At 67.1% G+C, this 24,336-nt stretch carries 21 protein-coding genes; 6 read left to right on the top strand and 15 right to left on the bottom strand.

The window, feature by feature from the left end; translation table 11 throughout:
* Positions 1-109 precede the first annotated feature (109 nt).
* Both mutL and LQK81_RS01260 read left to right on the top strand, forming a co-directional pair.
* Positions 110-1,927 (top strand): DNA mismatch repair endonuclease MutL, encoded by a 1,818-nt coding sequence (mutL, locus tag LQK81_RS01265; protein WP_230802858.1) that lies wholly within the window; start codon positions 110-112, stop codon positions 1,925-1,927.
* 218 nt (positions 1,928-2,145) lie between these two features.
* The gene (locus tag LQK81_RS01260; protein ID WP_230802857.1) at positions 2,146-2,376 is read left to right on the top strand and encodes a DUF2093 domain-containing protein; all 231 of its coding nucleotides are present in this window, start codon (positions 2,146-2,148) and stop codon (positions 2,374-2,376) included.
* A gap of 41 nt (positions 2,377-2,417) precedes the next feature.
* Here the strand turns inward: LQK81_RS01260 and lpxK are convergent, their stop codons facing one another.
* From lpxK to LQK81_RS01230, 6 genes are all read right to left on the bottom strand, one after another.
* Positions 2,418-3,458 carry a tetraacyldisaccharide 4'-kinase gene (lpxK, locus tag LQK81_RS01255; RefSeq protein ID WP_230802856.1) on the bottom strand — a complete coding sequence of 347 codons (1,041 nt, stop codon included), beginning with the start codon at positions 3,456-3,458 and terminating at the stop codon, positions 2,418-2,420.
* Between the two features lie 141 nt (positions 3,459-3,599).
* Positions 3,600-4,337, bottom strand: coding sequence for an HAD family hydrolase (locus tag LQK81_RS01250; protein WP_230802855.1), 738 nt, complete (start codon positions 4,335-4,337; stop codon positions 3,600-3,602).
* Between the two features lie 13 nt (positions 4,338-4,350).
* A complete protein-coding gene (gene waaA, locus LQK81_RS01245; protein WP_230802854.1) occupies positions 4,351-5,661 on the bottom strand; it encodes a lipid IV(A) 3-deoxy-D-manno-octulosonic acid transferase in 1,311 nt (436 codons plus the stop codon).
* 103 nt (positions 5,662-5,764) lie between these two features.
* Positions 5,765-6,001: a DUF4170 domain-containing protein gene (locus LQK81_RS01240; protein ID WP_230802853.1), complete on the bottom strand. Its 237-nt coding sequence runs from the start codon at positions 5,999-6,001 to the stop codon at positions 5,765-5,767.
* A 59-nt stretch (positions 6,002-6,060) separates the two neighbouring features.
* Entirely contained in the window at positions 6,061-6,879 is an 819-nt protein-coding gene (locus LQK81_RS01235) for a 3'(2'),5'-bisphosphate nucleotidase CysQ (protein WP_230802852.1), read from the bottom strand.
* 138 nt (positions 6,880-7,017) lie between these two features.
* A complete protein-coding gene (locus tag LQK81_RS01230; RefSeq protein ID WP_230802851.1) occupies positions 7,018-8,364 on the bottom strand; it encodes a TldD/PmbA family protein in 1,347 nt (448 codons plus the stop codon).
* Between the two features lie 110 nt (positions 8,365-8,474).
* Here LQK81_RS01230 and LQK81_RS01225 point away from each other — a divergent pair, with 110 nt between their 5' ends.
* Positions 8,475-10,295 (top strand): monovalent cation:proton antiporter-2 (CPA2) family protein, encoded by a 1,821-nt coding sequence (locus LQK81_RS01225; RefSeq protein ID WP_230802850.1) that lies wholly within the window; start codon positions 8,475-8,477, stop codon positions 10,293-10,295.
* A 36-nt stretch (positions 10,296-10,331) separates the two neighbouring features.
* On the opposite strand, the gene LQK81_RS01220 is transcribed toward LQK81_RS01225, so the two are convergent.
* From LQK81_RS01220 to LQK81_RS01210, 3 genes are all read right to left on the bottom strand, one after another.
* Complete coding sequence (locus LQK81_RS01220) at positions 10,332-11,219, bottom strand: patatin-like phospholipase family protein (protein ID WP_230802849.1); 888 nt, start codon at positions 11,217-11,219, stop codon at positions 10,332-10,334.
* Positions 11,220-11,307: 88 nt separating this feature from the next.
* Positions 11,308-11,868, bottom strand: coding sequence for a 16S rRNA (guanine(966)-N(2))-methyltransferase RsmD (gene rsmD, locus LQK81_RS01215; RefSeq protein ID WP_230802848.1), 561 nt, complete (start codon positions 11,866-11,868; stop codon positions 11,308-11,310).
* Between the two features lie 6 nt (positions 11,869-11,874).
* On the bottom strand, positions 11,875-13,845 hold the full coding sequence (locus LQK81_RS01210; protein WP_230802847.1) for a pseudouridine synthase: 1,971 nt from the start codon (positions 13,843-13,845) through the stop codon (positions 11,875-11,877).
* An 88-nt stretch (positions 13,846-13,933) separates the two neighbouring features.
* Here LQK81_RS01210 and LQK81_RS01205 point away from each other — a divergent pair, with 88 nt between their 5' ends.
* Entirely contained in the window at positions 13,934-14,371 is a 438-nt protein-coding gene (locus tag LQK81_RS01205; protein WP_442967073.1) for a nucleoside deaminase, read from the top strand.
* Between the two features lie 23 nt (positions 14,372-14,394).
* Here the strand turns inward: LQK81_RS01205 and LQK81_RS01200 are convergent, their stop codons facing one another.
* The 6 genes from LQK81_RS01200 to LQK81_RS01175 form a co-directional block, all read right to left on the bottom strand.
* Complete coding sequence (locus LQK81_RS01200) at positions 14,395-15,168, bottom strand: GGDEF domain-containing protein (RefSeq protein WP_230802845.1); 774 nt, start codon at positions 15,166-15,168, stop codon at positions 14,395-14,397.
* Between the two features lie 107 nt (positions 15,169-15,275).
* On the bottom strand, positions 15,276-15,761 hold the full coding sequence (locus LQK81_RS01195) for a GNAT family N-acetyltransferase (protein WP_230802844.1): 486 nt from the start codon (positions 15,759-15,761) through the stop codon (positions 15,276-15,278).
* Positions 15,762-15,778: 17 nt separating this feature from the next.
* Positions 15,779-16,402, bottom strand: coding sequence for a hypothetical protein (locus tag LQK81_RS01190; RefSeq protein ID WP_230802843.1), 624 nt, complete (start codon positions 16,400-16,402; stop codon positions 15,779-15,781).
* Positions 16,403-16,573: 171 nt separating this feature from the next.
* Positions 16,574-19,489 (bottom strand): isoleucine--tRNA ligase, encoded by a 2,916-nt coding sequence (ileS, locus tag LQK81_RS01185; protein ID WP_230802842.1) that lies wholly within the window; start codon positions 19,487-19,489, stop codon positions 16,574-16,576.
* A 280-nt stretch (positions 19,490-19,769) separates the two neighbouring features.
* Positions 19,770-20,750, bottom strand: a complete 981-nt coding sequence (locus LQK81_RS01180) for a bifunctional riboflavin kinase/FAD synthetase (protein WP_230802841.1) — start codon at positions 20,748-20,750, stop codon at positions 19,770-19,772.
* 19 nt (positions 20,751-20,769) lie between these two features.
* Positions 20,770-21,618: a TIGR01459 family HAD-type hydrolase gene (locus LQK81_RS01175; RefSeq protein WP_230802840.1), complete on the bottom strand. Its 849-nt coding sequence runs from the start codon at positions 21,616-21,618 to the stop codon at positions 20,770-20,772.
* Positions 21,619-21,960: 342 nt separating this feature from the next.
* On the opposite strand from LQK81_RS01175, the gene groES reads away from it, so the two are divergent.
* Positions 21,961-22,257, top strand: coding sequence for a co-chaperone GroES (gene groES, locus LQK81_RS01170; RefSeq protein WP_007530391.1), 297 nt, complete (start codon positions 21,961-21,963; stop codon positions 22,255-22,257).
* A gap of 59 nt (positions 22,258-22,316) precedes the next feature.
* A complete protein-coding gene (gene groL, locus LQK81_RS01165; protein ID WP_230802839.1) occupies positions 22,317-23,957 on the top strand; it encodes a chaperonin GroEL in 1,641 nt (546 codons plus the stop codon).
* The last annotated feature ends 379 nt before the right edge of the window (positions 23,958-24,336 follow it).

The raw sequence follows: 24,336 nt of genomic DNA, 5'->3' as shown, positions 1-24,336 counted from the left end.
GGCAGTATTTTATTAAAGCTGAATTAAGCCCGGCGGAAACGACGGGAGAACCGCTGCAACGGCGCTTTCTTGCTTCCCACGGGCGTCCGAATCCCCGAAAATGGCGACCATGACGATACAGCAGCTGTCCGAGACCCTGATCAACCAGATTGCCGCGGGCGAGGTCATCGAGCGACCGGCGAGCGCCGCCAAGGAACTGATCGAGAATGCCATCGATGCCGGCGCCAACCGCATCGAGATCGCCACCGCCGGCGGTGGCAAGACGCTGCTGCGGGTCACCGACAATGGTCTCGGCATGTCCGCCGGGGATCTCGCGATGGCGGTGCGGCGCCATTGCACGTCGAAGATCAGCGACAGCCTCAACGACGTGCGCACCCTCGGATTTCGCGGCGAGGCGCTGCCCTCGATCGGTTCGGTGGCGAGGCTCACGATCCAGAGCCGGACCGGCGATGCCCCGGAAGGATCGCAGATCGTCGTGGCCGGCGGACGGGTCGAGCCGGTGCGACCGACGCCGGCCAATCGCGGCACCGTGGTCGAGGTGCGCGACCTGTTCTTCGCCACGCCCGCACGGCTGAAATTCATGAAGAGCGAGAAGGCGGAAGCGGCTGCGATCACCGAGGTCGTGCGCCGCATGGCGATCGCCTTCCCCGCCGTCCGCTTCGTGCTTTCGGGGCCGGACCGCTCGACGCTGGAACTGCCCGCCACCGGCGACGACCGGCTGGCGCGCATCGCCCAGGTGCTGGGCCGGGACTTCCGCGACAATGCGATCGAGATCGACGCCGGGCGCGAGGGCGTGCGGCTTTCCGGCTTTGCCGGCGTGCCCACCTTCAACCGCGGCAACAGCCTGCAGCAGTTCGCCTTCGTCAACGGCCGGCCGGTGCAGGACAAGCTGGTCTGGTCGGCGCTGCGGGCGGCCTATGCCGAGACCATTCCGAGCGGCCGCTATCCGATCGCGGTGCTGGAGATCGGGATCGATCCCGAGCTCGTCGACGTCAACGTCCATCCGGCCAAGTCGGACGTGCGCTTCCGCGATCCGGGCCTCGTGCGCGGGCTGATCATCGGCGCGATCCGGCAGGCGCTGTCGCGCGAGGGCGACCGGGCGGCGACCACGGGGGCGGCCGGCATGCTGCGCGCCTTCCGCCCCGAACAGCCACGGCCCGCACAGCCCTGGACGCCGTCGGCGTCGCCCTATCGGCCGCTCGATCCCGCGCCGGCCGCAAACGGCTTCGCGGAGGCGCGGCAGGCCGGCTTCGACCAGGCCGGCTTCGACATGGGGATCCAGCCGTCGGCCCGGGCCGAGCCGATGACGGCATCCGGCCATGCGGAGACCGTGCAGGAGCCGGCGCGCCATCCGCTCGGCGCCGCACGCGCGCAGTTGCACGAGAACTACATCGTGGCGCAGACGGAAGACGGCCTCGTCATCGTCGACCAGCATGCCGCGCACGAGCGGCTGGTGTTCGAGGCGATGCGCAACGCCCTGCATTCGCGGCCCGTCGCCGCCCAGACCCTGCTCATCCCCGAGATCGTCGACCTGCCGGAGGACGATTGCGACCGGCTCGTCGCCCATGCCGAGAACTTCTCGAGGCTCGGTCTCGGCATCGAGCGCTTCGGCCCCGGCGCGATCGCCGTGCGCGAGACGCCGGCGATGCTGGGCGAGATGGACGCGGCCGGACTGGTACGCCAGCTTGCCGACGAACTCGCCGAATGGGACACCGCGAGCGGCCTTGCCAGCCGGCTGGAATATCTGGCGGCGACCATGGCCTGCCACGGCTCGGTGCGCTCCGGCCGGCGCATGCGGCCAGAGGAGATGAACGCGCTTCTGCGGCAGATGGAGGTCACGCCCGGTTCCGGCCAGTGCAACCATGGACGGCCGACCTATATCGAGCTCAAGCTCGCCGATATCGAGCGTCTTTTCGGGCGAAGCTGAAAGTGCTGGAAATCGCGCGAAGGGCGCGATATGGCACAGGGACTATCGCTGCCGCCGAAGCGGTGTGCCGGCGGCAGGGGCTTTCAATGCGCCGGCGCACGGTTCTCGGCCCGGACGGGATCGAGGGGCGTGCGATGGAGCGGTCCGGAATGTTGCGGCGGCCATCGCGCTCGCTTCCGGGCGAGCGACGCCGGCGGCGAGACCAACAGGAGATGCGGATGATGAACCGACTGGAAGGAAACGGGAGCCGCGAGGCGAAGATCCGCTATCTCGACGCGGATTTCCAGATCCTGGTGCCGGGTTCCTACGTCGTCTGCGCGGTCACCGGCGAACAGATCCCGCTCGACGAGCTGCGTTACTGGAACGTCGCCCGCCAGGAAGCCTATGCCGACGCCGCCGCCTCGCTGAAGGCGGAACTTCTCCACGGCGACCATCCGGCACGAGGCTGAGGCGGAGGGAGCCCCTCCCCCGCCCTGTCCGTCAGGGTTCTCTATCCCTGTCTCCCGCCCTCGAGCCTGCGCTTTCGCGCCGAAGCAAGGGCCGCGTCGATGATCTTGTCGGGTGCGCGCGGGTCGTCGAAGCGGATCTCGACCTCGATCACCCTGCTTTTCTCCTTCAGCTGCGCCGCCGGCCCGTGCTCTCCGGCAAGCCGCACGCTGTCCTTCGCCGTCGTCACGATCGCATAATGGTGGGCGTCGGCGTGGTCGAGGATCTCGGCTGCCTCGTCGTCGGACAGGTGGTGATGGTCGGGGAAGCTGCGCGTGGCATAGAGGCTGGCGCCGGTGCCTTCGACGGTGCGGAAGAACTTGTCGTTGTCGGCAAGGCCCGACCAGGCGAGCACGGCGCGGCCGGACAGGTCCTGCGCATCCACCGTCGCGAGGTTGGCCGTATGCACCGGCTTGCCGGCGCGGGCGGCCCGGCGGATCAGCGCATCGGCCGCCTTGCCGTCACCGACGACGAGAAGCGCCGAGGTCTGGCGCAACTGTTCCTCAAGCGGCGCGCGCACCGGCCCGCTCGGGACCAGGTAGCCGTTGCCCAGTCCCCGCCGTGAATCGATCACCAGCAGGGCATAGTCGAAGACGAGCCTGGCGCTCTGGAAGCCGTCGTCCATGATGATGAGGTCGACGCCCTCGTCGACCAGCCGCCGCGCGCCCCCGACCCTGCGACGGGAAATCACCGTGACCGCCTCGCGCGCCAGAAGCAGCGGTTCGTCGCCGACGTCGCGGGCCCTGTGGCGATCCGGATCGACGACGGTGATGACGTCGAGCGAACCGCCATAGCCGCGGCTGAGAAAGCCCGGGCGCAGGCCGCGGGCCTTTGCCGCGCGCGCGAGCGCGATCGAGGTGGGCGTCTTGCCGGCGCCGCCGACGGTGAAATTGCCGACGCAGACGATCGGCACCGGGACCGAAGCCCGGCGCGCCCGGCGCATCCGCGTCCCTGCGACTAGGCCGTAGAGCCGCGAGACCGGCCACAGCGCATAGGCGCGCCAGTCCGGCTTCGTCCACCAGAAGGGCGGAGCCTCAGAAACCATACACTTCCCCCGATCCTGCCGCCCTGCGGCGGCATGCCCCGTTTCGCTGGAACCACGCACACCCCTCGAATGCGCCGCAGACGCCCTGTCGAAGCGTCCGCGCAGACAACAAAGCCCGAAAATCGAACGAATGCAACGGTTTCAGGCGCGCGCCGCCCGTGCCGGGCCATTGGCCGGCAGGAGCGCGGGCAGTTCGGTGATGTCGTTGAGGCAGTAGTCGGAGGCCGAAGACAGCGTCTCCCGCGATCCGGTACCGGTGAGGACGGCGACGGTCAGCCCGGCGCCGGCGCTTCGTCCCATGTGCAGATCGTGGTTGTTGTCGCCGACCACGGCCACCTCGTGCGGATCGAGCCCGGTCGCCGCGCAGAAGCCGAGCACCATGCCGGGTTCCGGCTTGACGCCGTGGCCGCTGTCATAGCCTGCGACATAGTGGAGATACTGCTCGAAGCCGAAGCGGCGGGCGGTCTCGCGGATCGACCGCTCGTTGTCGCTCGAGGCGACGCCGAGCCGGTATCCCTTGGCGTGCAAGGCCGAAAAGAAGCCGGCGAGATCGGTCACGGCGACCGCCATCGAGGCCGACTGCGCGAAGAGGCCGTCGAACAGCGCGGCGAGTTCGGCGGCGCCCATCGGCGCGCCGGCGGCGACCATGCCTTCGGCGATCTCGACGGTGTTGCCGGCCGCAAGCAGCGTATCGGGCGCCACGTGGCCGGTGTCGGGATCCATGCCGCAGGCCGACAGGAGCCGGCGCGCCAGATCCTCGTCGCCGCCGGCTGCGATCCGGGCGAGCTCGTAGTTCACCGGTACCCAGCTCTTCGCATAGTCGAGCAGCGTGCCGTCCTTGTCGAACAGGATGCCGGATATGGTCTGGGTCTTCGTCATGCCGGCTCGCTCGTCACATCTCGCGCGGATGCAGCCGCGCCTTCACGGTCAAGGGGTTGAGATAGGGCTCGAGCCCGCGGATGGTATCGGCCAGCGCGCCGCGCATCTCCTGGACCGTATCATGGCCCGCCTCGATCATCTTGTTGCGCATGTCGGCATGGCTCAAAAGATAGCCGACGCCCTTGGCCAGCATCTCGACATCGCGCACCATCTTGGCGCTGCCGCTCTTGGCGAGCCGCTGGTAGCTTTCGCGGAAATTCTGCACGTTGGGACCCGACAGCACGGCGCAGCCGAGCATGGCCGGCTCCAGCGGGTTCTGCCCGCCTTCGCCGAACAGCGAGCGGCCGACGAAGGCGATCTCCGTCATGCGCAGGTAGAGCCCCATCTCGCCGATCGTGTCCCCGAGAAAGATGTCGGTGTCCGCGGTGAGCGGATCGTTGCGCGTCCGGCGCGCGACCTTCAGCCCCTTGGCGACAAGCGCTTCCTCGATCGCGTCGGAGCGCTCGGGATGGCGCGGGACGATGATCGTCAGCAGCCCGGTGCGCTCCCTCAGAGCCCGGTGGACGGAGCCTGCCGCCGCCTCTTCGCCCTCGAAGGTGGAGATCGCAGCCCAGGTCTTGCGCTCGCCGAGCTGGCCGAGATAGCCGGCAAGCACGGCGGGGTCGTAGGGCGGCGCGTCGGTCTCGACCTTGAGATTGCCGGTGACGATCACCGGCAGGGCGCCCAGCGCACGGAAGCGCTCCGCATCCACCTCCGACTGCGCCACGACCAGGGCGAACTTCTCGAACAGGGCATCGGCGATCGCCGGACGCTTTTTCCAGCGCTGGAAGGACCGGTCGGACATGCGCCCGTTGACCAGCACCTGGGCGATGTGGCGGGCGCCGAGTTCGAGGATCGTCATCGGCCAGATCTCGGATTCCGCCATGACGGCAAGATCGGGGTGCCAGTGGTCCAGGAAGCGGCTGACGGTCGGCTTCAGGTCGAGGGGGACGTACTGGTGGATGACCGTCTCGCCGAGCCGCTCGCGGGCGACGCGGGCGGAGGTGACGGTGCCGGTCGTCAGCAAGACGTTGATGCCGCGGCGGCGCACCTCGCGGATCAGCGGCAGCAGCGCATTGGTCTCGCCGACGCTTGCGGCGTGGAACCAAACGAGCGGGCCGGCCGGCCGCTCGATGCTGGCATGGCCGAAGCGCTCGCGCCGGCGTCCGCGCTCCTCCTTGCCCTTGGCCGCGCGGATGGCGAGATAGGGCCGCATGACCGGATAGAGGCAGAGGCCGACCCAGCGATAGGCGGACAATGCGAAGCGCGCCAGAGCACTGCTCATCGGCGCCCCCTGGCTGCAATGATCCGTCCGCTGGGCTTCATGGGAATTCCGGTCATCGATGGGCCTCCGGCGCTACGGGACGCCGGGAGGCGACGTGAAGGCATCAGCCGTTTTCGGGATCGAGCAGCTTGTGCATGTGGACGATGAAGTAGCGCATGTGCGCATTGTCCACCGTCTGTTGCGCCTTCGACTTCCAGGCCACGAGGGCGGAGGCGTAGTCGGGATATATCCCGACGATGTCCAGCTTCTCGAGGTCGCGGAACTTTAGGTCCTTCAGCGTGGTGAGCTCGCCGCCGAAGACGAGGTGCAGGAGCTGCTTGCTGTCGCCAGTCTCTGTCATTTTCATCTCATCAATAGTGGTATTTTTCACACAGGGTTTGCGGCATCCGGGCGAAAAGGTCAATGGCCGTGAAGGCCGCCTGCCGCGCTTATCAACCTTCCAAGAACGGAGGATCCTGCGGCGCAGAGCACGTCGTGGCGGACATCGGGGCGATTGTAGGTGAGCGGCTTGCCGTCGAGGTCGGCGAGCCCGCCGCCGGCATTGGCGAGAATGAGGTCCGCGGCTGCCAGGTCCCAGTCCTGCGCGTTCCTCTTCACCAGCGTTCCGTCGATGCGTCCGTCGGCCACCATCGCCAGCCGGTAGGCGAGCGAGGGCACGTGCGGGATGCGTTCCACGGGTCCGAGGGCGGCCCGGTCGAGCCGGGTGACCATGTCCTCGGCGGCGGCCAGGCGCAGCGGATGCGCCCCGTCCGGCTCGGACGCGCGGACGGGTTGCCCGTTCTTCAGCGCAGGCCCGCCTTCCACCGAGGCGAACACTTCCTCGAGAGCGGGTGCGAACAGCACGCCGGCGACCGGTCGCCCGCGGTGGACCACCGCAGCACTCACGCACCAGAGATCCTTGCCGGCGATGAAGGCGCGGGTGCCGTCTATCGGGTCGATCACGAACAGCGTCTCGCAGGACAGCCGCGCCGGATCGTCGTCGGTCTCCTCCGACAGCCAGCCATAGTTGGGCCGGGCGGTCAGCAGCATCGACTTCAAGAGATCATTTGCGGCGATGTCCGCGGCGCTGACGGGGGAGCGTCCCTCGTTCTTCCACCAGACGTCCGGCCCGTTGCGGAAGAACGCCATCGCCCGCTCGCCCGCAGCGCTTGCGGCGCGCTGCAGGAGATCGAGATCGTCTGCCCAACGATGTCGGGCATTGCCGGCCGGCGTATCCATTGTCCGTTTCCGCTTCCGGGCGCGCCTTGCACCCAACACTTCCGATGGCGCTCGATCGCGTCCAATGAAGGCCTATTCAAGACCGGCCGCGGAACCAGGCGGGGCCCTGTCGAAAAAAGCCCGCGCGGACTGGCGATCCTAGAGACCCGCCAGCGTCATGCCCTCGATCGCCAGCGTCGGCGCGGCGACGCCGAACTTGCGGTCGATGTCGCTTGCCGGCGTGATCCGCATGAACATGTCGGTCAGGTTGGAGGCGATCGTCACCTCGGAGACCGGATAGGCCAGTTCGCCGCTCTCGATCCAGAAACCGGAGGCGCCGCGGCTGTATTCCCCGGTCACCATGTTGGCGCCGTGGCCGATCAGTTCGGTGACGTAGAAACCGGTGCCGACCTGGCGGATCAGGTCCTCGGGCAGGATGTCGCCGGGCTCGAGCGCGAGGTTGGTGCTGGCGGGGCCGACCGAGGTGCCGCCGCGCACGCCGCGACCGTTGGTCTTGAGGCCAAGCTCGTTTGCCGTGGAGGTGGAGAGAAACCAGTGGTTCAGCACGCCGTCCTCAATCATCACCAGACGCTCGCCCTTCACGCCTTCGCCGTCGAAGGGCCGCGAGGACGAGCCGCGGACGACCAGCGGGTCGTCGGTTACCGAAAGCCCTGCCTTCAGCACTTGCTTGCCCATCCTGTCGCGCAGGAAACTCGTCTTGCGGGCCACGGATGCGCCGTTGATCGCGCCGGCGATATGCCCTGCGATCCCCCGGGCCATCCGCGGATCGAAGACGACGGTGACGTTCTTCGCCGTCGGCGCCTGCCGCGGATTGACGCGTTTGGCGGCCCGCTCGCCGGCCATCCGGCCGATCTCGGCCGCATCGCGCAACTCGGCGAAATAGAGGCGGCTGTCATAGTCGTAATCGCGCTCCATCTTCGTTCCCTCGCCGGCGATGGCGCTGACGGAACGGCCGAAGCGGCTGGCGCTGTAGGCGCCGGAAAACCCGTGCGAGGTGACGAGCACGAGCCCGCCCCTGCCAGCGGACGCGCCGGCGCCGCTCGAATTGGTGACGCCGGCGACATCGAGGGCCGCCGCCTCCATGGCGAGTGCGGCCTCGGTCAGGGTGTCGGAGGATACCTCTGTCGGGTCGAAGAGATCGAGATCCGGCCACTCGCGGGCGAGATCGGACGGGTCGGCCAGCGAGGCGAAGGGGTCCTCCGGCGAGGCCTTGGCCATGGCGACCGCGCGCTCCGCCAGTTGCTGCAGGTCGAAGCCGGGATTGGCGGAGACGCTCGCGACGCGCTTGCCGACGAACACCCGAAGCGAGAAATCGTCGCTCTCGGAGGCCTCCGTTCCCTCGACCTTGCCGAGGCGCACGGAGACGGAACGGGAAGCGCCGCGCACCACGACCGCATCGGCGGCGTCGGCGCCGGCCTTGACGGCGCGGTCGATCAGCTCTCCGGCACGGGCGAGAAGGCTTCCGGAATCGATGGTCTCTGACATGATTTGGCCTTTCATTCCTGTCCCATTTATTGTGCAGTGGCGGGGGCATCAAGGGCTGGCTCGTGATTCTTGCCTCCCGCCAATCCACATACCGAAGGAAACCCGTCCGCATGGCTGATACGCATGCGCTGTTCGCCGAAGTATTGATTCTCCTCGGGGGTGCCGTTCTGGCCGCGCCGATCTTCAAGCGCCTGGGGCTCGGGACGATCCTGGGCTACCTGGCGGCGGGCGTCGTCATCGGCCCGATCCTGCACTATATCCACGACGGCGAGGAGATCCTGGGGGTGGCCGAACTCGGCATCGTCTTCCTGCTGTTCCTGATCGGGCTGGAATTGCAGCCCTCGCGCCTCTGGCAGCTTCGGCGGGAGATCTTCGGGCTCGGGACGGTGCAGGTGGTGACGACCGGGCTGGCGCTAACGGCGCTGGCGCTCTTGCTCGGCGTGGAGGGCTGGCAGGCGGCGCTGATCATCGGCTTCGGCCTCGCCCTTTCCTCCACCGCCTTCGCCCTGCAGATTCTCGACGAGAAGGGCGACACCAATACGCGCTACGGCCAGCGCGCCTTCTCGCTGCTCCTGTTCCAGGATCTCGCCATCGTGCCGCTGTTGGCGCTGATCCCGCTGCTGGCCAAGCAGGCGCCGGAGGACACGACCACCGCGTTCCAGGATTTCATGGTCGCCGTCGCGGCAATCCTGTCGATGCTGGCGATCGGGCGCTACGTCCTCAATCCGCTGTTCCAGGTCATCGCCAGGACCGGCGCGCGCGAAGCGATGATCGCCGCCGCCCTCTTCGTCGTGCTCGGATCGGCGACGCTCCTGCAGTTCGCCGGCCTCTCCATGGCCATGGGCGCCTTCCTCGCCGGCGTGCTGCTTTCGGAATCCTCCTACCGGCACGAGCTGGAGGCCGACATCGAGCCGTTCCGCGGAATCCTGCTCGCGCTCTTCTTCATGGCCGTCGGCCTGTCGCTCGACATCGACGTGGTGTTCCGCAACTACCAGATCATCCTCATCGCCGTGCCGGCGCTGATGGTGGTGAAGGCGATCGTGATCTACCTGATCTGCCGCATGGGGCGCTCGCCGCACAACGACGCGGTCCGGGTGGCGCTGCTTCTGCTGCAGGGCGGCGAGTTCGGCTTCGTGCTGTTCTCGGCCGCGGCCACCTCCGGCGTGTTCTCCTCCGCCGTCGCCTCCCTGCTCGTCGTCATCGTCACCGTTTCGATGGCGCTGACCCCGATCGCAGCCCTTCTCTCCGGCGTGCTGATCAAGGACGACGCGCGCGAGGAAATCGAGGAGGACTTCGAGGGCGCCGGTTCGGACGTGCTGATGGTCGGGTTCTCGCGCTTCGGCCAGATCGCCTCGCAGATCCTGCTCGCCAGCGGCCGCGACGTGACCATCATCGATTTCTCCGCCGACCGCATCCGCCAGGCGGCCAGCTTCGGCTTCCGCATCTATTTCGGCGACGGCACGCGCAAGGAGGTGCTGCGCGCCGCCGGCATCGAACGGGCCAAGATCGTCGCCGTCTGCACCCACAAGGCTGATATCACCGACAGGATCGTCGACCTGGTGCAGTCGGAGTACCCCAATGCGCGGGTCTTCGTGCGCTCCTACGACCGCATCCACACGCTGTCGCTGCGCTCCCGCCGCGTCGATATGGAAGTCCGCGAGACCTTCGAATCCGGCCTGGTGTTCGGGAGAAAGACGCTCGAGGCGCTGGGGGTGGCGGACGAGGAGGCGCGGGCGATCACCAACGACATCCGCCGCCGCGACGAGGCCCGCCTCAACCTGCAGGCCGCCGAGGGGCTGGCGGCCGGGCGCGACATGCTGCATTCGCGCCCCGTCCGGCCGGAGCCGCTGATCAAGCCGAAACATACCGAACAGATAGCCGACGACGATGACGACCTGATCACGCCGGAAACGCAGCCGGCGGTCGACTGATACCGGCTATCGCTGCGGCCGTTCGCGCGGCCGGTTTCAGCCGCGCTTGCGCGCATGCCGCTCGAACTGGACGTCGAGCGCCCGCTTGAATTCCTCGCGGATGCCGGCCGTGTGTTCGAGGATTTCCCTTGCGCGCAGGAAATCGAGGACACGGAAGCGGCCGACTTCGGGGCGGAGGAAGATGTCGGGCGCGCCCTGCTTCAGCTTCAGCTCGATCATCGCCCGCATCGTCAGCTGACTGGCGCCGTAGAGGCTGTCGATGCCGTTCGGGAGCTGGCCCTCGTCGCCGGACGGGTGGCCGACGACGTCGACGCCGACGGTGATGTCGGCGGTGCCGGCCAGATGGTCGAAGGGCACCGGGTTCCAGAGGCCGCCGTCGACGAGCACGCGGCCGTCGATCCTGACCGGCATGAACAGGGCCGGCAGGGAAGCGGAGGCGGCGATCGCCGGAAAGAGCGCGCCGGTCTCGCATATGTGCTCGCGCTGGGCATAGAAATCGGCGGTGACCACCTTCAGCGGGATCTTCAGCTCTTCGAAGCGATCGGGGATGTCGGGATGGAGAAAGGCGCGCAGGACGCGTTCGAGGTTGAACTGGCCGAAGCGCAGGCCATTGGACCAGAAGTCCGACAGCGTCGCCGGCCGCAGGCCCCAGATTCGGCCGAGGGCGTCGCCGGGCCTGCCCACGGCGTCGAGCGTGTGTTCGCGCACCTCGCGGCCACTCAGGCCCGCCGCCATCGCCGCCCCCATGATCGCGCCGATGGAGGAGCCGGCGATCAATTGCGGACGGATGCCGAGTTCGTCCAGGACCTCAATCACGTGGATATGCGCCAGTCCGCGCGCACCGCCGCCGCCGAGTGCAATCGACACCGTGGCGTCTGCCGTCCGGTGTGCGGACGTCTGCGGGGCAAGGGCATCGCTCGACATGAAACCTCCATCACGCACGGGATACGCCCCGGGTTCGGCCCGGGATCGCCCGGCCCGTGTCCGTATCCCGGCAGCGTCCGGCGGTCGATCAGCCGGGCGTGTACCGGTAGAAATGCATCCGCGTGTCGCCGAAGGTGCGAACCTCGAGAGGATCGAAGCCATCGGGAGCGGCCGGGGCAATATCGGCACGCTCCTCCAGAATTGCAAGCGCCCCCGGCACCAGCCAGCCGCCGCTCGCCGCCGCCGCCAGCGCCTTTTCCCCGAGGCCGCGGCCATAGGGCGGATCGGCGAAGACGAGGTCGAACGGCTCCATCGTCCCGACCCCGCCGAGCGCCGTCGCGTCGCGCCGGAAGATCTTGGCCCGGCCCTGCAGGCCGAAGGCCTCGACATTGGTGTGGATCAGGCCGCGGCCCTCGACGCCCTGCTCGACGAACAGCGCCGCCCGGGCGCCGCGGGAGATCGCCTCCAGGCCGACGGCGCCCGTGCCGGCGAACAGGTCAAGGACGCGCGCGCCCTCGACATGCTCGGGGTAGCCGTGGCCCAGGATGTTGAACAGGCTCTCGCGCGTGCGGTCCGTCGTCGGACGGATGTCGTCACCCTTCGGCGTCGCCAGCGTGCGGCCGCGGAATGTGCCCCCGACGATGCGCACGGCGCGTCAGTTCCCCCGTCCGCGCGGCTTGCCGCCGGCCGGCCGGCCACCCGGCTTGCCCCCTGCCCTGCCGCCGCCGGGCTTGCCACCGGCAGGCTTGCCGCCAAAGGACTTGCCACCGGCGGGCTTGCCGAAGGAGGGCTTGCCGCCGAAGGATTTTCCGCCCGGCTTGCCGCCGAAGCCGCGTTCGCCCGCAGGACGGTCGCCGAAGGACCGCTCGCCGGCAAACGACTTGCCGCGGGGCTTCCTGTCTTCGTTGAACGGCCGGTCCTCGCGCGGACCGCGATCGCTGCGGGGCGCGCGGTCGCCGAAATCGCGGCGCGGACGCTCGTCGAAGCCGCCGCGGCCGGAACCGCGGGCGCCCTCGTCACGCGGGCGCCGTTCGGGCTCGCTGGCGCGGATCCAGTCGCCACCCTCTTCGGCATTGAGCACGCGCGCCTTGCGTTCGCCGCGATCTGGACCCGGGCGGGCGGCAGCCGCACGGCCGGGGCCGCTCTTGCGGTCGGGATCGAACTTGTGGGTGGTACGGGTCGCCTCGCCGTCGCGGGTGCGGCCGTAGCGCTTCGTCTTCGGCGCGCCCTCGGGACGGGCGCGCGGCTCGCGCTTCACGGCGTCTTCGCCCTCGGCCGCCTTCGCCTTCTTCTCGGCCAGGGGACGGGCGCCGGGCGCCATCCAGACGTTGGACTTGCGGGCGCGGCCGCCGGGCTCGTGCTTCGGCCGATCGGAGAAACGATCGTCGTCGCGGCCGCGCTTGTCTGCACCGCCGTGCTTGCCTGCGCTACCACGCTTGTCACCGCGCTCGCCGAAACGGCCCTCACGGCCGCCGTCGTCACGCCGCGTGTCGAGGCGCGCGCGCGCCTTTTCGCGGCGGTCGCCGTCGTTCTCGCGGCTGCCGCGCTCCTCGCGTTCCCAGCCGCTTTTTGCCGGGCGGGCAGGCGCCTCTTCCTTTTCACCGGGCCCCTGTTCGAATAGCGGCGCCTCGAAATTCGCCTTCGCCTCGTCGATCAGGCGAGGGCCGAGCTGGTCGCGCAGCGTGCGGCCGCGGATTTCCTGCGCGTGGCCCTCGGGCAGTTCGCCGAGCTGGAACGGGCCGTAGGAGATACGGATCAGGCGGTTGACCTCGAGGCCGAGCGCGCCGAGCACGTTCTTGACCTCACGGTTCTTGCCCTCGCGCAGGCCCATGGTGATCCAGACGTTGGAGCCCTGCACCTTGTCGAGCGTCGCCTCGATGCCGCCATAGAGCACGCCGTCGACGGCGATGCCTTCCTTCAACCGGTCGAGCGCTTCCTGCTCGATCTTGCCGTGGGCGCGGACGCGGTAGCGGCGCAGCCAGCCGGTCGCCGGCAGTTCCAGCACGCGGGCGAGACCGCCGTCGTTCGTCAGGAGCAGCAGGCCCTCGGTATTGATGTCGAGGCGGCCGACCGACATGACGCGCGGCAGGTCCTCCGGCAGGTGCTCGAACACCGTCGGGCGGCCTTCCGGATCGGCATTGGTGGTCACGAGGCCTGCGGGCTTGTGGTAGAGCCACAGGCGCGTGCGCTCGATGCCACGGATCGGCTGGCCGTCGACCTCGATGTGGTCGGCGAAGGTGGCGTTGAGAACGGGCGTGTCGAGCACGACGCCGTTCACGCTGACCCGGCCATCCATGATCATGCGCTCGATATCGCGGCGGGAGGCGACGCCTGCCCGGGCGAGCAGCTTGGAGATGCGCTCGGGGGCCTGTGCTGCTGCGTGATCGGCAGCGCCGGCCGAGACGGACGGCCGCGCCTTTTCCGGCTTGCGGGCAGCGTCCTTCCTGATGCCGGCCTTGTCGACCGTCGCCTTTGCAGGGCTCCGCTCGCTCTTTGCCGCGCTGCCGGATTTCGCAGCGGCGCCGAAGGGCTTCTTGCCGCCCGTCTTCTTGGCACCGTCATGCGGCTTGCGATCGCGGTCGAAGGGCCGGGCGCCCGGCCGTCTTGGCTTGTCTTTGGATGTCATTTGAAGTTTGCCTAGCGTTTTGGCGTGTCGTATCAGGTCAGGCGGTCCGGGTTAAGAGGAATTCTGAGCGGAAATGTCGAATAGCTTCATGGACGAGGCACTGGCGGAGGCCCGCAGCGCAGGCGCGCGCGGCGAAGTGCCGATCGGCGCGGTGCTGGTGGTCGACGGCGCGATCGTCGGCCGCGGCGGCAACCGGACCCGCGAGCGGAACGACGTGACCGCACATGCCGAGATCGAGGCGATCCGTGCGGCTTCCGCCCTTCTCGGGCGGGAGCGGCTGACCGGCGCCGACCTCTACGTGACGCTGGAGCCCTGTGCCATGTGCGCCGCCGCGATCTCGTTCGCCCGCATCCGCCGGCTCTACTACGGCGCCGAGGACCCGAAGGGCGGCGGCGTCGACCATGGCGGACGCTTCTATGCGCAGCCGACCTGCCACCATGCGCCCGAGGTCTATTCCGGCATCTGCGAGGGCGAGGCGGCGGAGATCCTGCGCCAGTTCTTCCGGGAGCGGCGGGACGAGGACTGAGGGACGATCATCAGGACGCGGGATCAGGCCGCGACCGGGTCCACTTCGCGCCCGTCGATGACGATGCGGTTACGGCCGCCGGACTTGGCGCGATAGAGATCGTCGTCGGCACGGCGAAACAGCTCCATCGGCGCGCAGGGGGCCTGCGCGCAGGCGACGCCGATGCTGACGCTCAAGGGAACCGGCCGCCCGTCGGCCAGCAGTTTCGTTTCCGCCACGGCGAGCCGCAGGCGCTCGGCCGCCCCGATCGCCGCGCTGCGCCCGGTATCGGCCAGAAGTGCGGCGAATTCCTCGCCGCCGATCCGGCCCCAGACGCCGCTATCCCCGATCGCATCCGCCATCACCCTGCCGATCCGGCACAGCGCCTCGTCGCCGACGAGGTGGCCGAAGCCGTCGTTGATCTGCTTGAAGTGATCGGCATCGGCAACGATGAGCGCCATCGGTCCGTTGCCGTGTGCGGCCGCCTCCTCCAGCGCCTCGAAGAAGGCGCCGCGGTTGAGGCCGCCGGTCAGGGCATCGGTGCGGGCCTTCTCGCCGAGGTCGGCATGCAGGCGCTTGAGCTCGGCATGAGCGTCCTCCAGCTTCACATGCATGCGGGCGATCGCATCGCGCTGGCGGGCGATGGTTTCCGTCTGGTGGAACTGCCAGGTGCTGGCGGGGCCGGCGATCAGCAGCGGGCACAGCACGCTCATCCAGAAGCCCGGACCATCCGGCTGCCCGCCGAGCATCGGCACCAGCAACAGCACGACGCCGACCGAGACCGCGACGGACGCCGCCGTCGCAGCCGCCGCCTTCATGGCCGTGCGCCTGCTGATCCCCAACATGCGGCGGACGCTAGCGCGCAGGTGTTAACGGCCCGTAAGGTTGAAAACGAAATCTGTAACGAAGACCGGCCCGGCCGTTCTCAATCCCCGGCGGCGAAGGCCCTCAGGCGCTCGCCGGACAGGCGGTAGCGCGTCCATTCGTTTTGCGCCTCGGCGCCGATCGCCTCGTAGACGCGGATCGCCGGCTCGTTCCAGTCCAGCACGCTCCATTCGAAGCGGCCGCAGCCTTCGGCCACCGCGACCTTGGCGAGGTGGCGCAGAAGCATGCGCCCGGCGCCGGCGCCGCGGTGTTCGGGGGTGACGTAGAGATCCTCGAGATAGAGGCCGTTGCGGGCCTGCCAGGTCGAATAGTTCAGAAACCAGATCGCAAAGCCCGCCGGCGCGCCGGCATCGGTCTCGCAGATCACCGCGCGGGTGACCGAACCTTCGCCGAAGATCGAGCGGGACAGCGTCTCCACCGTCGCCTCGACCTCGTGGCCGGCCTTCTCGTAGACGGCGAGTTCGGTGATGAAACGCAAAATGACCGCGGCGTCGGCCGCGGTCGCGTTACGGATGCGATAGGTCATCTGCGCTGGCCCGGAAATTAGAAGGGCCACCACTTCTTGGCGCCGGAGTTGGCCACTTCGGCTTCCTTCTTGCGACGGCGTTCCTTCTTCCGCTCGGGCTCGCCGAGATCCTCCGTCGCTTCCGCGGGCAGCTTGCGGTAGTCGAGCGGCGGGTCGCTGAGGTAGCGGCGCTTGTCGGAATAGAGACCCTGCTCCAGCTTGCGCGCCTCGCGATACTGCTCGAGCTGTTCCTTGGTGGACAGCTTGCGCATGGTGTTGTTCTGGGTCTGCAGCGGCGAATTGTAGCCGATGCTGCGCTCGTTCTCGGTCGCTTCCGCCTTCAGGCGGTCACGCATGTCCTCCGGGCTTTCGACCCATTGCGGGTTGTCCTCGGTGGAGGCGAGCGTCTTCTGCGGCTCGACGAGTGCCGGCGCCTCGCCCTGCTTGGGCACGACGAGACCGCCGCGCGGCTGGTAGGCGATCTTTTTGTCGTTACCATTGCCCGGCTTCAGCATCACGGCGTTGCCGAGGTCGTCCATCAGCTGTTCGCCACTGGACTTGTCGGTTCCGTAGGTCGGACCGCCGATGCAACCCGAGAGGACGGCGCAGGCGCCAAGCAGCGCTGCCGCGCCGGCCAGTCGAATTTCTCGCGTCATTCCCATGCAACCTCTTCCCGGCCCGGCCGGTGGATAGCCTCGATAATATTCGTCGGATGCCGTGCGTTGACGGCAAAATCCGACGAATTTCGGGCAGGAATACCGGATGAAGCGCGAAAGCGCAATTCATCCGGTCACTTACATGCCTTGTTCACAACCTTTCGTGATCGCGCGGCCTCAGGCGGCCGCGCGAAAACCGATCTCGCGCAGCGCCGCCGCATCGCGCGCGGAGACGTCCGGATAGTCCGGATCCGAACCGACATCGGTGGTGATCCGCCAGGAGCGGGCGCACTTCGTACCCTCGGCAAGCTTCGGCTCGACGGCAACGCCTGCAACCTCGGCAAGGCGGAACGCCCCGGCCGGACCCTCGCCGGCAACCAGCGTGATTGCGGACGTGATGCAGATCTCGGCGAAATCCTCGCCTTCGAGCGCGGCCAAAAGGGCCGGATCGTTGACATGGACGACCGGGGCCGCCTCCAGCGACGAGCCGATCCGCTTCTCGCGGCGCTCGATCTCCAGCGCGCCGGTAACGACGGTGCGCACCGTGCGGATCTTCTCCCACTTTGCTTCCAGCGTGTCGTTGCGCCACTCGGCCGGGATCTGCGGGAACTGTTCCAGATGCACCGAGACCGCATCGGGCTTGAGCGACAGCCAGGCCTCTTCCGTCGTGAACGGCAGCATCGGCGCCAGCCACAGGACGAGGCAGTCGAACAGCTTGCGGATGACTGACAGGGCCGAACGGCGGCGCAGGCTGGAGGGCGCGTCGCAGTAGAGCGCATCCTTGCGGACGTCGAAGTAGAAGGCCGAGAGCTCGACGTTGGCGAAGTCGATCAGCGCGCGGGCAATCTTCTTGAAGTCGAAGGCGTCGTAGCCCTCGCGCACCAACTGGTCGAGTTCCGACAGCCGGTGCAGCATCAGCTTTTCCAGCTCCGGCATGTCGGCATAGGCGATCTCCTCGCCCTTGTCGTGGGCGAGCGTGCCGAGCATCCAGCGCACCGTGTTGCGAAGCTTGCGGTAGGCGTCGATGTTGGTCTGGATGATGGTCTTGCCGAGGCGCTGGTCTTCCCAGTAGTCGGTGGTCATGACCCAGAGGCGCAGGATATCGGCGCCGGCGTCCTTCATCACGTCCTGCGGCGAGACGACGTTGCCCTTGGACTTCGACATCTTCTCGCCCTTCTCGTCCATCGTGAACCCGTGGGTGACGACGGCGTTGTAGGGCGCGCGGCCGCGCGTGGCGCAGCTTTCAAGCAGCGACGAATGGAACCAGCCGCGATGCTGGTCGGAGCCTTCGAGATAGACGTCGGCCGGCCATTTCAGGTCGGGACGGTCTTCGAGGGTGAAGGTGTGCGTCGAGCCCGAGTCGAACCAGACGTCGAGGATGTCCATCACCTGCTGCCAGCGGGCATGGTCGTGATCGTTGCCGAGGAAGCGGTCCTTGGCGCCCTCGGCGAACCAGGCGTCGGCGCCCTCCTCTTCGAAGGCTGCGAGGATGCGTTCGTTGACGGCGTCATCGACCAGCACGTTGCCGTCCTCGTCGGCGAAGATCGCGATCGGCACGCCCCAGGCGCGCTGACGGGAGAGCACCCAGTCCGGGCGGGCCTCAATCATGGCGCGCAGGCGGTTCTGGCCGGTGGCGGGGACGAAGCGGGTGTCGTCGATGGCAGACAGCGAGCGCGAGCGCAGCGTGGTGCCGTCACCGAGCTCCTTGTCCATGTAGACGAACCACTGCGGCGTGTTGCGGAAGATGACCGGCTTCTTGGAGCGCCAGGAATGCGGATAGGAATGCTTCAGCCGGCCGCGGGCAAAGAGCGCGTGACGGGCGATCAGCGCCTTGATGACGCGGTCGTTGGCATCGCCCTTCTTGCCCTTGTCGTCGATGACGCGGGCGGGGCCGCCCTCGGCGTCGGGGCCGAAGCCCGGTGCATCGAGGGTGTAGAAGCCGGCGTCGTCGACCGGGAACGGGATCGCAGACGAGATGCCGCGCTGCTCCAGTTCGCGCGCCTTGTCCATCCAGGCGTCGAAGTCCTCGCGGCCGTGGCTGGGGGCGGTGTGGACGAAGCCGGTGCCGGCATCGTCGGTGACGTGGTCGCCGTCCAGCAGCGGCACCTTGAAGTCGTAGCCGCCGCCGAGGCCATGCAGCGGATGGGCGCAGGTGATCGCGGCCAGTTCGTCGCCCTCGATGTCGCGGACGAAGTTGAAGGTCAGCTTGGCCTTGGCGGCGGACTCGTCGGCAAGGCGCTTGGCGAAGATCAGCTTCTCGCCCGGCTGCGGGCCGAAGTCGTTCTCGGCCGTCGCGACCTCGTAGAGGCCATAGGCATAGCGCGAAGAATAGGCGATCGCGCGGTTGCCGGGGATCGTCCAGGGGGTCGTGGTCCAGATGACGACGAAGGTGCCGGCAAGAGCGTCGGGGCCTTCCTTGACCGGGAACTTCACCCAGATCATGTCGCTCTCGACGTCGGCGTATTCGACCTCGGCCTCCGCAAGTGCCGTGCGCTCGACCACCGACCACATGATCGGCTTGGAGCCGCGGTAGAGCTGGCCGCTCCTGGCGATCTTCATCAGTTCGCCGGCGATGCGGGCCTCGGCGTGGAAGTTCATCGTCGTGTAGGGGTTGTCGAAGTCGCCCTCGATGCCGAGGCGCTTGAACTCGTCCGACTGGACCTTGATCCAGCCGGTGGCGAAGTCGCGGCATTCCTGGCGGAACTCGTTGACCGGAACCTCGTCCTTGTTCTGGCCCTTCTCGCGGTACTTCTCCTCGATCTTCCATTCGATCGGAAGGCCGTGGCAGTCCCAGCCGGGCACGTAGTTGGCGTCATAGCCGCGCATCTGGAACGAGCGGTTGATGACGTCCTTCAGGATCTTGTTCAGCGCGTGGCCGATATGGATGTTGCCGTTGGCATAGGGCGGGCCGTCGTGCAGCACGAACTTTTCGCGGCCGGCGGCAGACGCGCGCAGTTGCTTGTAGAGCCCCATCTTCTGCCAGCGGGCCACGGTCTCGGGCTCCTTCTGCGGCAGGCCGGCGCGCATCGGGAAATCCGTCTGCGGCAGGTAGAGCGTGGAGGAATAGTCGATCTTCTCGGACGTGTCGGTCATGGCTCAAGCAATCGTTTCATCGCGCGATCTTTCGCGCAGGCAGGGAAAATTGTCGGTAACGGCGCGGGCGCATCGGAACGCCCAGGAACCCGGACCTCCCGGCCTCGCTCAGAGCGCGCGGAAGGCCGGGCCACTAATTCGGGATATGACACAAAAGCTGTGTGGCGCCATGGTGGCGGTTGTTTATGTGTTTTTGCCCGAAAAGGAAAGAGGGGCGCGGCCCGAATAGCCGATATCGGAAACAACGGACACGGAAGCGACGAATGCTGCGCGGCCCGGCTCAGAATGCGATCCGGGCGTCGATCTCGCCGATCGGGCGCACGCCGGAGAGCAGCGCCCGCGCCTCCTCCTCGTCGCGCCTGATCTGGACGACCAGCGCGTCCAGCCCGTCGAACTTCAGCTCGTCGCGCAGATGCTCGAAGAAGGAGACGGTACAGATCTCGCCGTAGAGGTCGCCTTCGAAGTCGAAGACGAAGGTTTCCAGAAGCGGCGCGCCGTCGCTGTCCACCGTCGGCCGACGGCCGAAGCTGGCGACGCCGTCGTGGATCGTTCCGCCGGGACGGCGGAAGCGGACGGCATAGATGCCGTTGCGCAGCGCGGCTTCCGGCGGCAATTGCATGTTGGCGGTCGGAAAGCCGAGCGCGCGGCCGAGCTGCTTGCCGCCGATGACCTCGGCCTCGACGGTGTAGCGGTAGCCGAGCAGGCCGGCTGCCTCCGTCACCGCCCCCTCGCAGAGCAGCGCCCGGATGCGGCTGGAGGAGATGACGTCGGCGTTCTCGTCGCGGAAGGCATCGACCAGGGTCACGCCGAAACCATTCTGCTCGCCGGCGGCGATCATGAAGGCCGGGCCGCCTTCCCTGCCCTTGCCGAAATGGAAGTCGAAGCCGGTGACGACGTGGCCGGCATGCAGCCAGTCCCGCAGCACGCCTGCGACGAACTCGCCGGCCGACATCAGGGCGAACTGGCGGTTGAAGGGGTATTCGATCACCGCGGCGAAACCCATGCCCTCCAGGATGCGCGCCTTCAGCGGCGCCGGCGTCAGCCGGAAGACCGGCTGGTCGGGGCGGAAGACGCTGCGCGGATGCGGCTCGAAGGTCAGGAGAAGCGCCGGCACCCCGCGTTCACGGGCGATCTCGAGCGCCCGGTTCAGCACCGACTGGTGGCCGCGGTGAACGCCGTCGAAATTGCCGATCGCCACGACCCCGCCGCGAAGATGATCCGGCAGCGGCTGCTTCGTCTCGTTGCGGTGGAAAACGGTCATGGCGCTTTCGTCCGTCCTGTCACTGCAGCCTGGGCATCCACCATTTCGCAGACGCCTTCTCCCGCTCCAGAAATGCCTGGAGCGCTGCCTCGTCGGTCTGCCCGTCGACGACATATTCCTGCGCATGGATGCCGCCGGAGACGTAGAGCACGTCCAGCCCATAGGCCTGCGCACCGCGGACGTCGGTTGGCATGCCGTCGCCGATCGCGATCACGCGGGAGAGATCGAACGGACCGCGGACGTCGCGGGCTTCCTCCAGCGACTTCTCGTAGATCGGCCGATGCGGTTTTCCGGCAATCAGGGTGCTGCCGCCGAGATCGTCATAGAGCTTGGCGAGCGCACCGGCGCAGGGGATCAGGCGGTGGCCGCGCTCGACGACGAGGTCCGGGTTGGCGCAGATGAACGGCAGGTGGCGGCCGCTCAGCACTTCCAGTTCGCCGCGGTAATCCTCCGCCGTCTCGCTCTCGTCGTTTCGCAAGCCGGCGCAGACGACGATGCCGGCCTCGCTTGCGGAAACGGCCTCGACGCCGAGGCCGTCGAGCAGGGCAAGGTCCTTTTCCGCGCCGATGAAGTAGATCCTGTCCGGGCCGGAGGCGATCAGCGCCCGCGTCACGTCGCCGGAGGTGACGATGCGGTCATAGGCCTCGTCGAGCACGCCGAGGTCGCGGATCTGCACCTTCACGCCCGGAAAGGGGCGCGGCGAATTGGTGATCAGCACCACCGTAAGTCCAGCCTGGCGCGCGCTCGCCAGCGCCCGCGAGGCTTCCCGGAACGCTTCCACGCCGTTGTGCAGGACGCCCCAGACGTCGCAAAGCACCACGTCGTAGTGTTCGGTGATCTCGCTGAAGGACTGAATGCGCTTGGCCATGCTGTTTATCCGATGCTGAGGGCCCGGGTGACATCGCAAAGCCCGGCCAAGAAAACAAGGCCCAAATGGCAAAATCGCAGGCAGGCGAAAGAAACCGGCGACCGCTTGCGGGGAGCGCCACGGCAGGCTTGCGAGCAATCCATGCACGCCGCATCGGGCAAAACGGAACGAAACGGCCGCGCGCCGACCGTGGCCGGAGAATATTTTCTGGAAGGCCGTCCTTGACTCCGTCCGGGGCCAAGCCTATCTCGGCTTCGCTAGCACTCGACAGGAGTGAGTGCTAACACCAATCCGCCGGATCGTTTCCGATCCGAGAATGTCATTTGATCGAGGGATTAGACAATGGCAACCACCAATTTCCGTCCGCTTCACGACCGCGTCGTCGTCCGTCGCGTTGAATCCGAAGAAAAGACCAAGGGCGGCATCATCATTCCCGATACCGCAAAGGAAAAGCCGCAGGAAGGCGAAATCGTCGCCGTCGGCTCCGGCGCCCGTGACGAATCCGGCAAGGTCGTCGCACTCGACGTCAAGGCCGGCGACCGCGTCCTGTTCGGCAAGTGGTCCGGCACCGAAGTCAAGATCAACGGCGAAGACCTTCTGATCATGAAGGAAGCCGACATCATGGGCATCATCGGCTGATTTCCAGCCGCTTGCCTTCACTGAAATATCGCTGACACCTCTTTTCAGGAGTTCTCAAAATGGCAGCTAAAGAAATCAAGTTCGGCCGCACCGCGCGCGAAAAGATGCTGCGCGGCGTCGATGTTCTCGCTGACGCCGTCAAGGTCACGCTCGGCCCGAAGGGTCGCAACGTCATCATCGACAAGTCCTTCGGCGCTCCGCGCATCACCAAGGACGGCGTATCGGTCGCCAAGGAAATCGAACTGGAAGACAAGTTCGAGAACATGGGCGCCCAGATGGTCCGCGAAGTCGCTTCGAAGACCAACGACATCGCCGGCGACGGCACCACGACCGCAACTGTTCTCGCCCAGGCCATCGTCCGCGAAGGCGGCAAGGCCGTTGCAGCCGGCATGAACCCGATGGACCTGAAGCGCGGCATCGATCTTGCCGTTGCCGAAGTCGTCAAGGATCTCCAGGCCAAGGCCAAGAAGATCAACACCTCGGAAGAAGTCGCACAGGTCGGCACGATCTCCGCCAACGGCGAAAAGCAGATCGGCCTCGACATTGCCGAAGCCATGCAGAAGGTCGGCAACGAAGGCGTCATCACGGTTGAAGAAGCCAAGACCGCCGAGACCGAACTCGAAGTCGTCGAAGGCATGCAGTTCGACCGCGGCTACCTGTCGCCCTACTTCGTGACCAACCCGGAAAAGATGATCGCCGACCTCGAAGACGCCTTCATTCTCCTCCACGAGAAGAAGCTCTCGAACCTGCAGGCCATGCTCCCGGTTCTCGAAGCCGTCGTCCAGACCGGCAAGCCGCTCGTCATCATCGCTGAAGACGTCGAAGGCGAAGCTCTTGCAACGCTCGTCGTCAACAAGCTGCGTGGCGGCCTCAAGATCGCTGCCGTCAAGGCTCCGGGCTTCGGCGACCGCCGCAAGGCCATGCTGGAAGACATCGCCATCCTCACGGGCGGCACGGTCATCTCCGAAGACCTCGGCATCAAGCTCGAAAACGTAACGCTCGACATGCTCGGCCGTTCGAAGAAGGTTTCGATCTCCAAGGAAAACACGACGATCGTCGACGGTGCCGGCCAGAAGGCTGAAATCGAAGGCCGCGTCGCGCAGATCAAGGCCCAGATCGAAGAGACCACCTCCGACTACGACCGCGAGAAGCTGCAGGAACGTCTTGCCAAGCTCGCCGGCGGCGTTGCCGTCATCCGCGTCGGCGGCTCGACGGAAGTCGAAGTGAAGGAAAAGAAGGACCGCATCGACGACGCCCTCAACGCGACGCGCGCTGCCGTTCAGGAAGGTATCGTACCGGGCGGCGGCGTTGCCCTGCTCCGTTCGTCGACGAAGATCACCGCAAAGGGTGAGAACGACGACCAGGAAGCCGGCATCAACATCGTCCGCAAGGCTCTGCAGGCCCTGGTTCGCCAGATCGCCGACAATGCCGGTGACGAAGCTTCGATCGTCGTGGGCAAGATCCTCGACAAGAACGAAGACAACTACGGCTACAACGCCCAGACCGGCGAATATGGCGACCTGATCCAGCTCGGCATCGTCGATCCGGTCAAGGTCGTGCGCACCGCTCTGCAGAACGCCGCTTCGGTTGCCTCGCTGCTGATCACGACGGAAGCCATGATCGCCGAGCTGCCGAAGAAGGACGCTCCGGCCGGCATGCCTGGCGGCATGGGCGGCATGGGCATGGACGGCATGATGTAATCGGATCGCATCCGGCTACAACCATGGGGGCGGCCTTCGGGTCGCCCCTTTTTTTCATCTACTTACTTAGCAACTTCGAATTTACTTGATATATTCCGTTTTTTGGATGCAACCCATTGCCGGTTGCAGTCGAGGCAGTGTAGATACCCCAAAAACTTAACGGACTCTAAACGGGAGCAGGGTTCAGGAAGCACGGCACAAAATGTGCATTTCGCGCTATCCGTGTGTCCGCGAGCCCTTTGAAGTCAGCATAGCGATCAATATCAGGTTGTCGGCGCGATGAGGGATCGAGTTGGCTGCTGGCCAGTCATATTCCCCGAAGCTGCCGACATCACTGCAATATGCGTACCGGCAAAGCCCGCATCTTTGCCGGTCTGCT

The organism is Rhizobium sp. GN54, from assembly GCF_021026345.1.
Taxonomy (GTDB): Bacteria; Pseudomonadota; Alphaproteobacteria; order Rhizobiales; family Rhizobiaceae; genus Mycoplana.
Note: the sequence above shows the minus strand (reverse complement) of the source record. Positions and strands in the feature narration are given on the sequence as shown.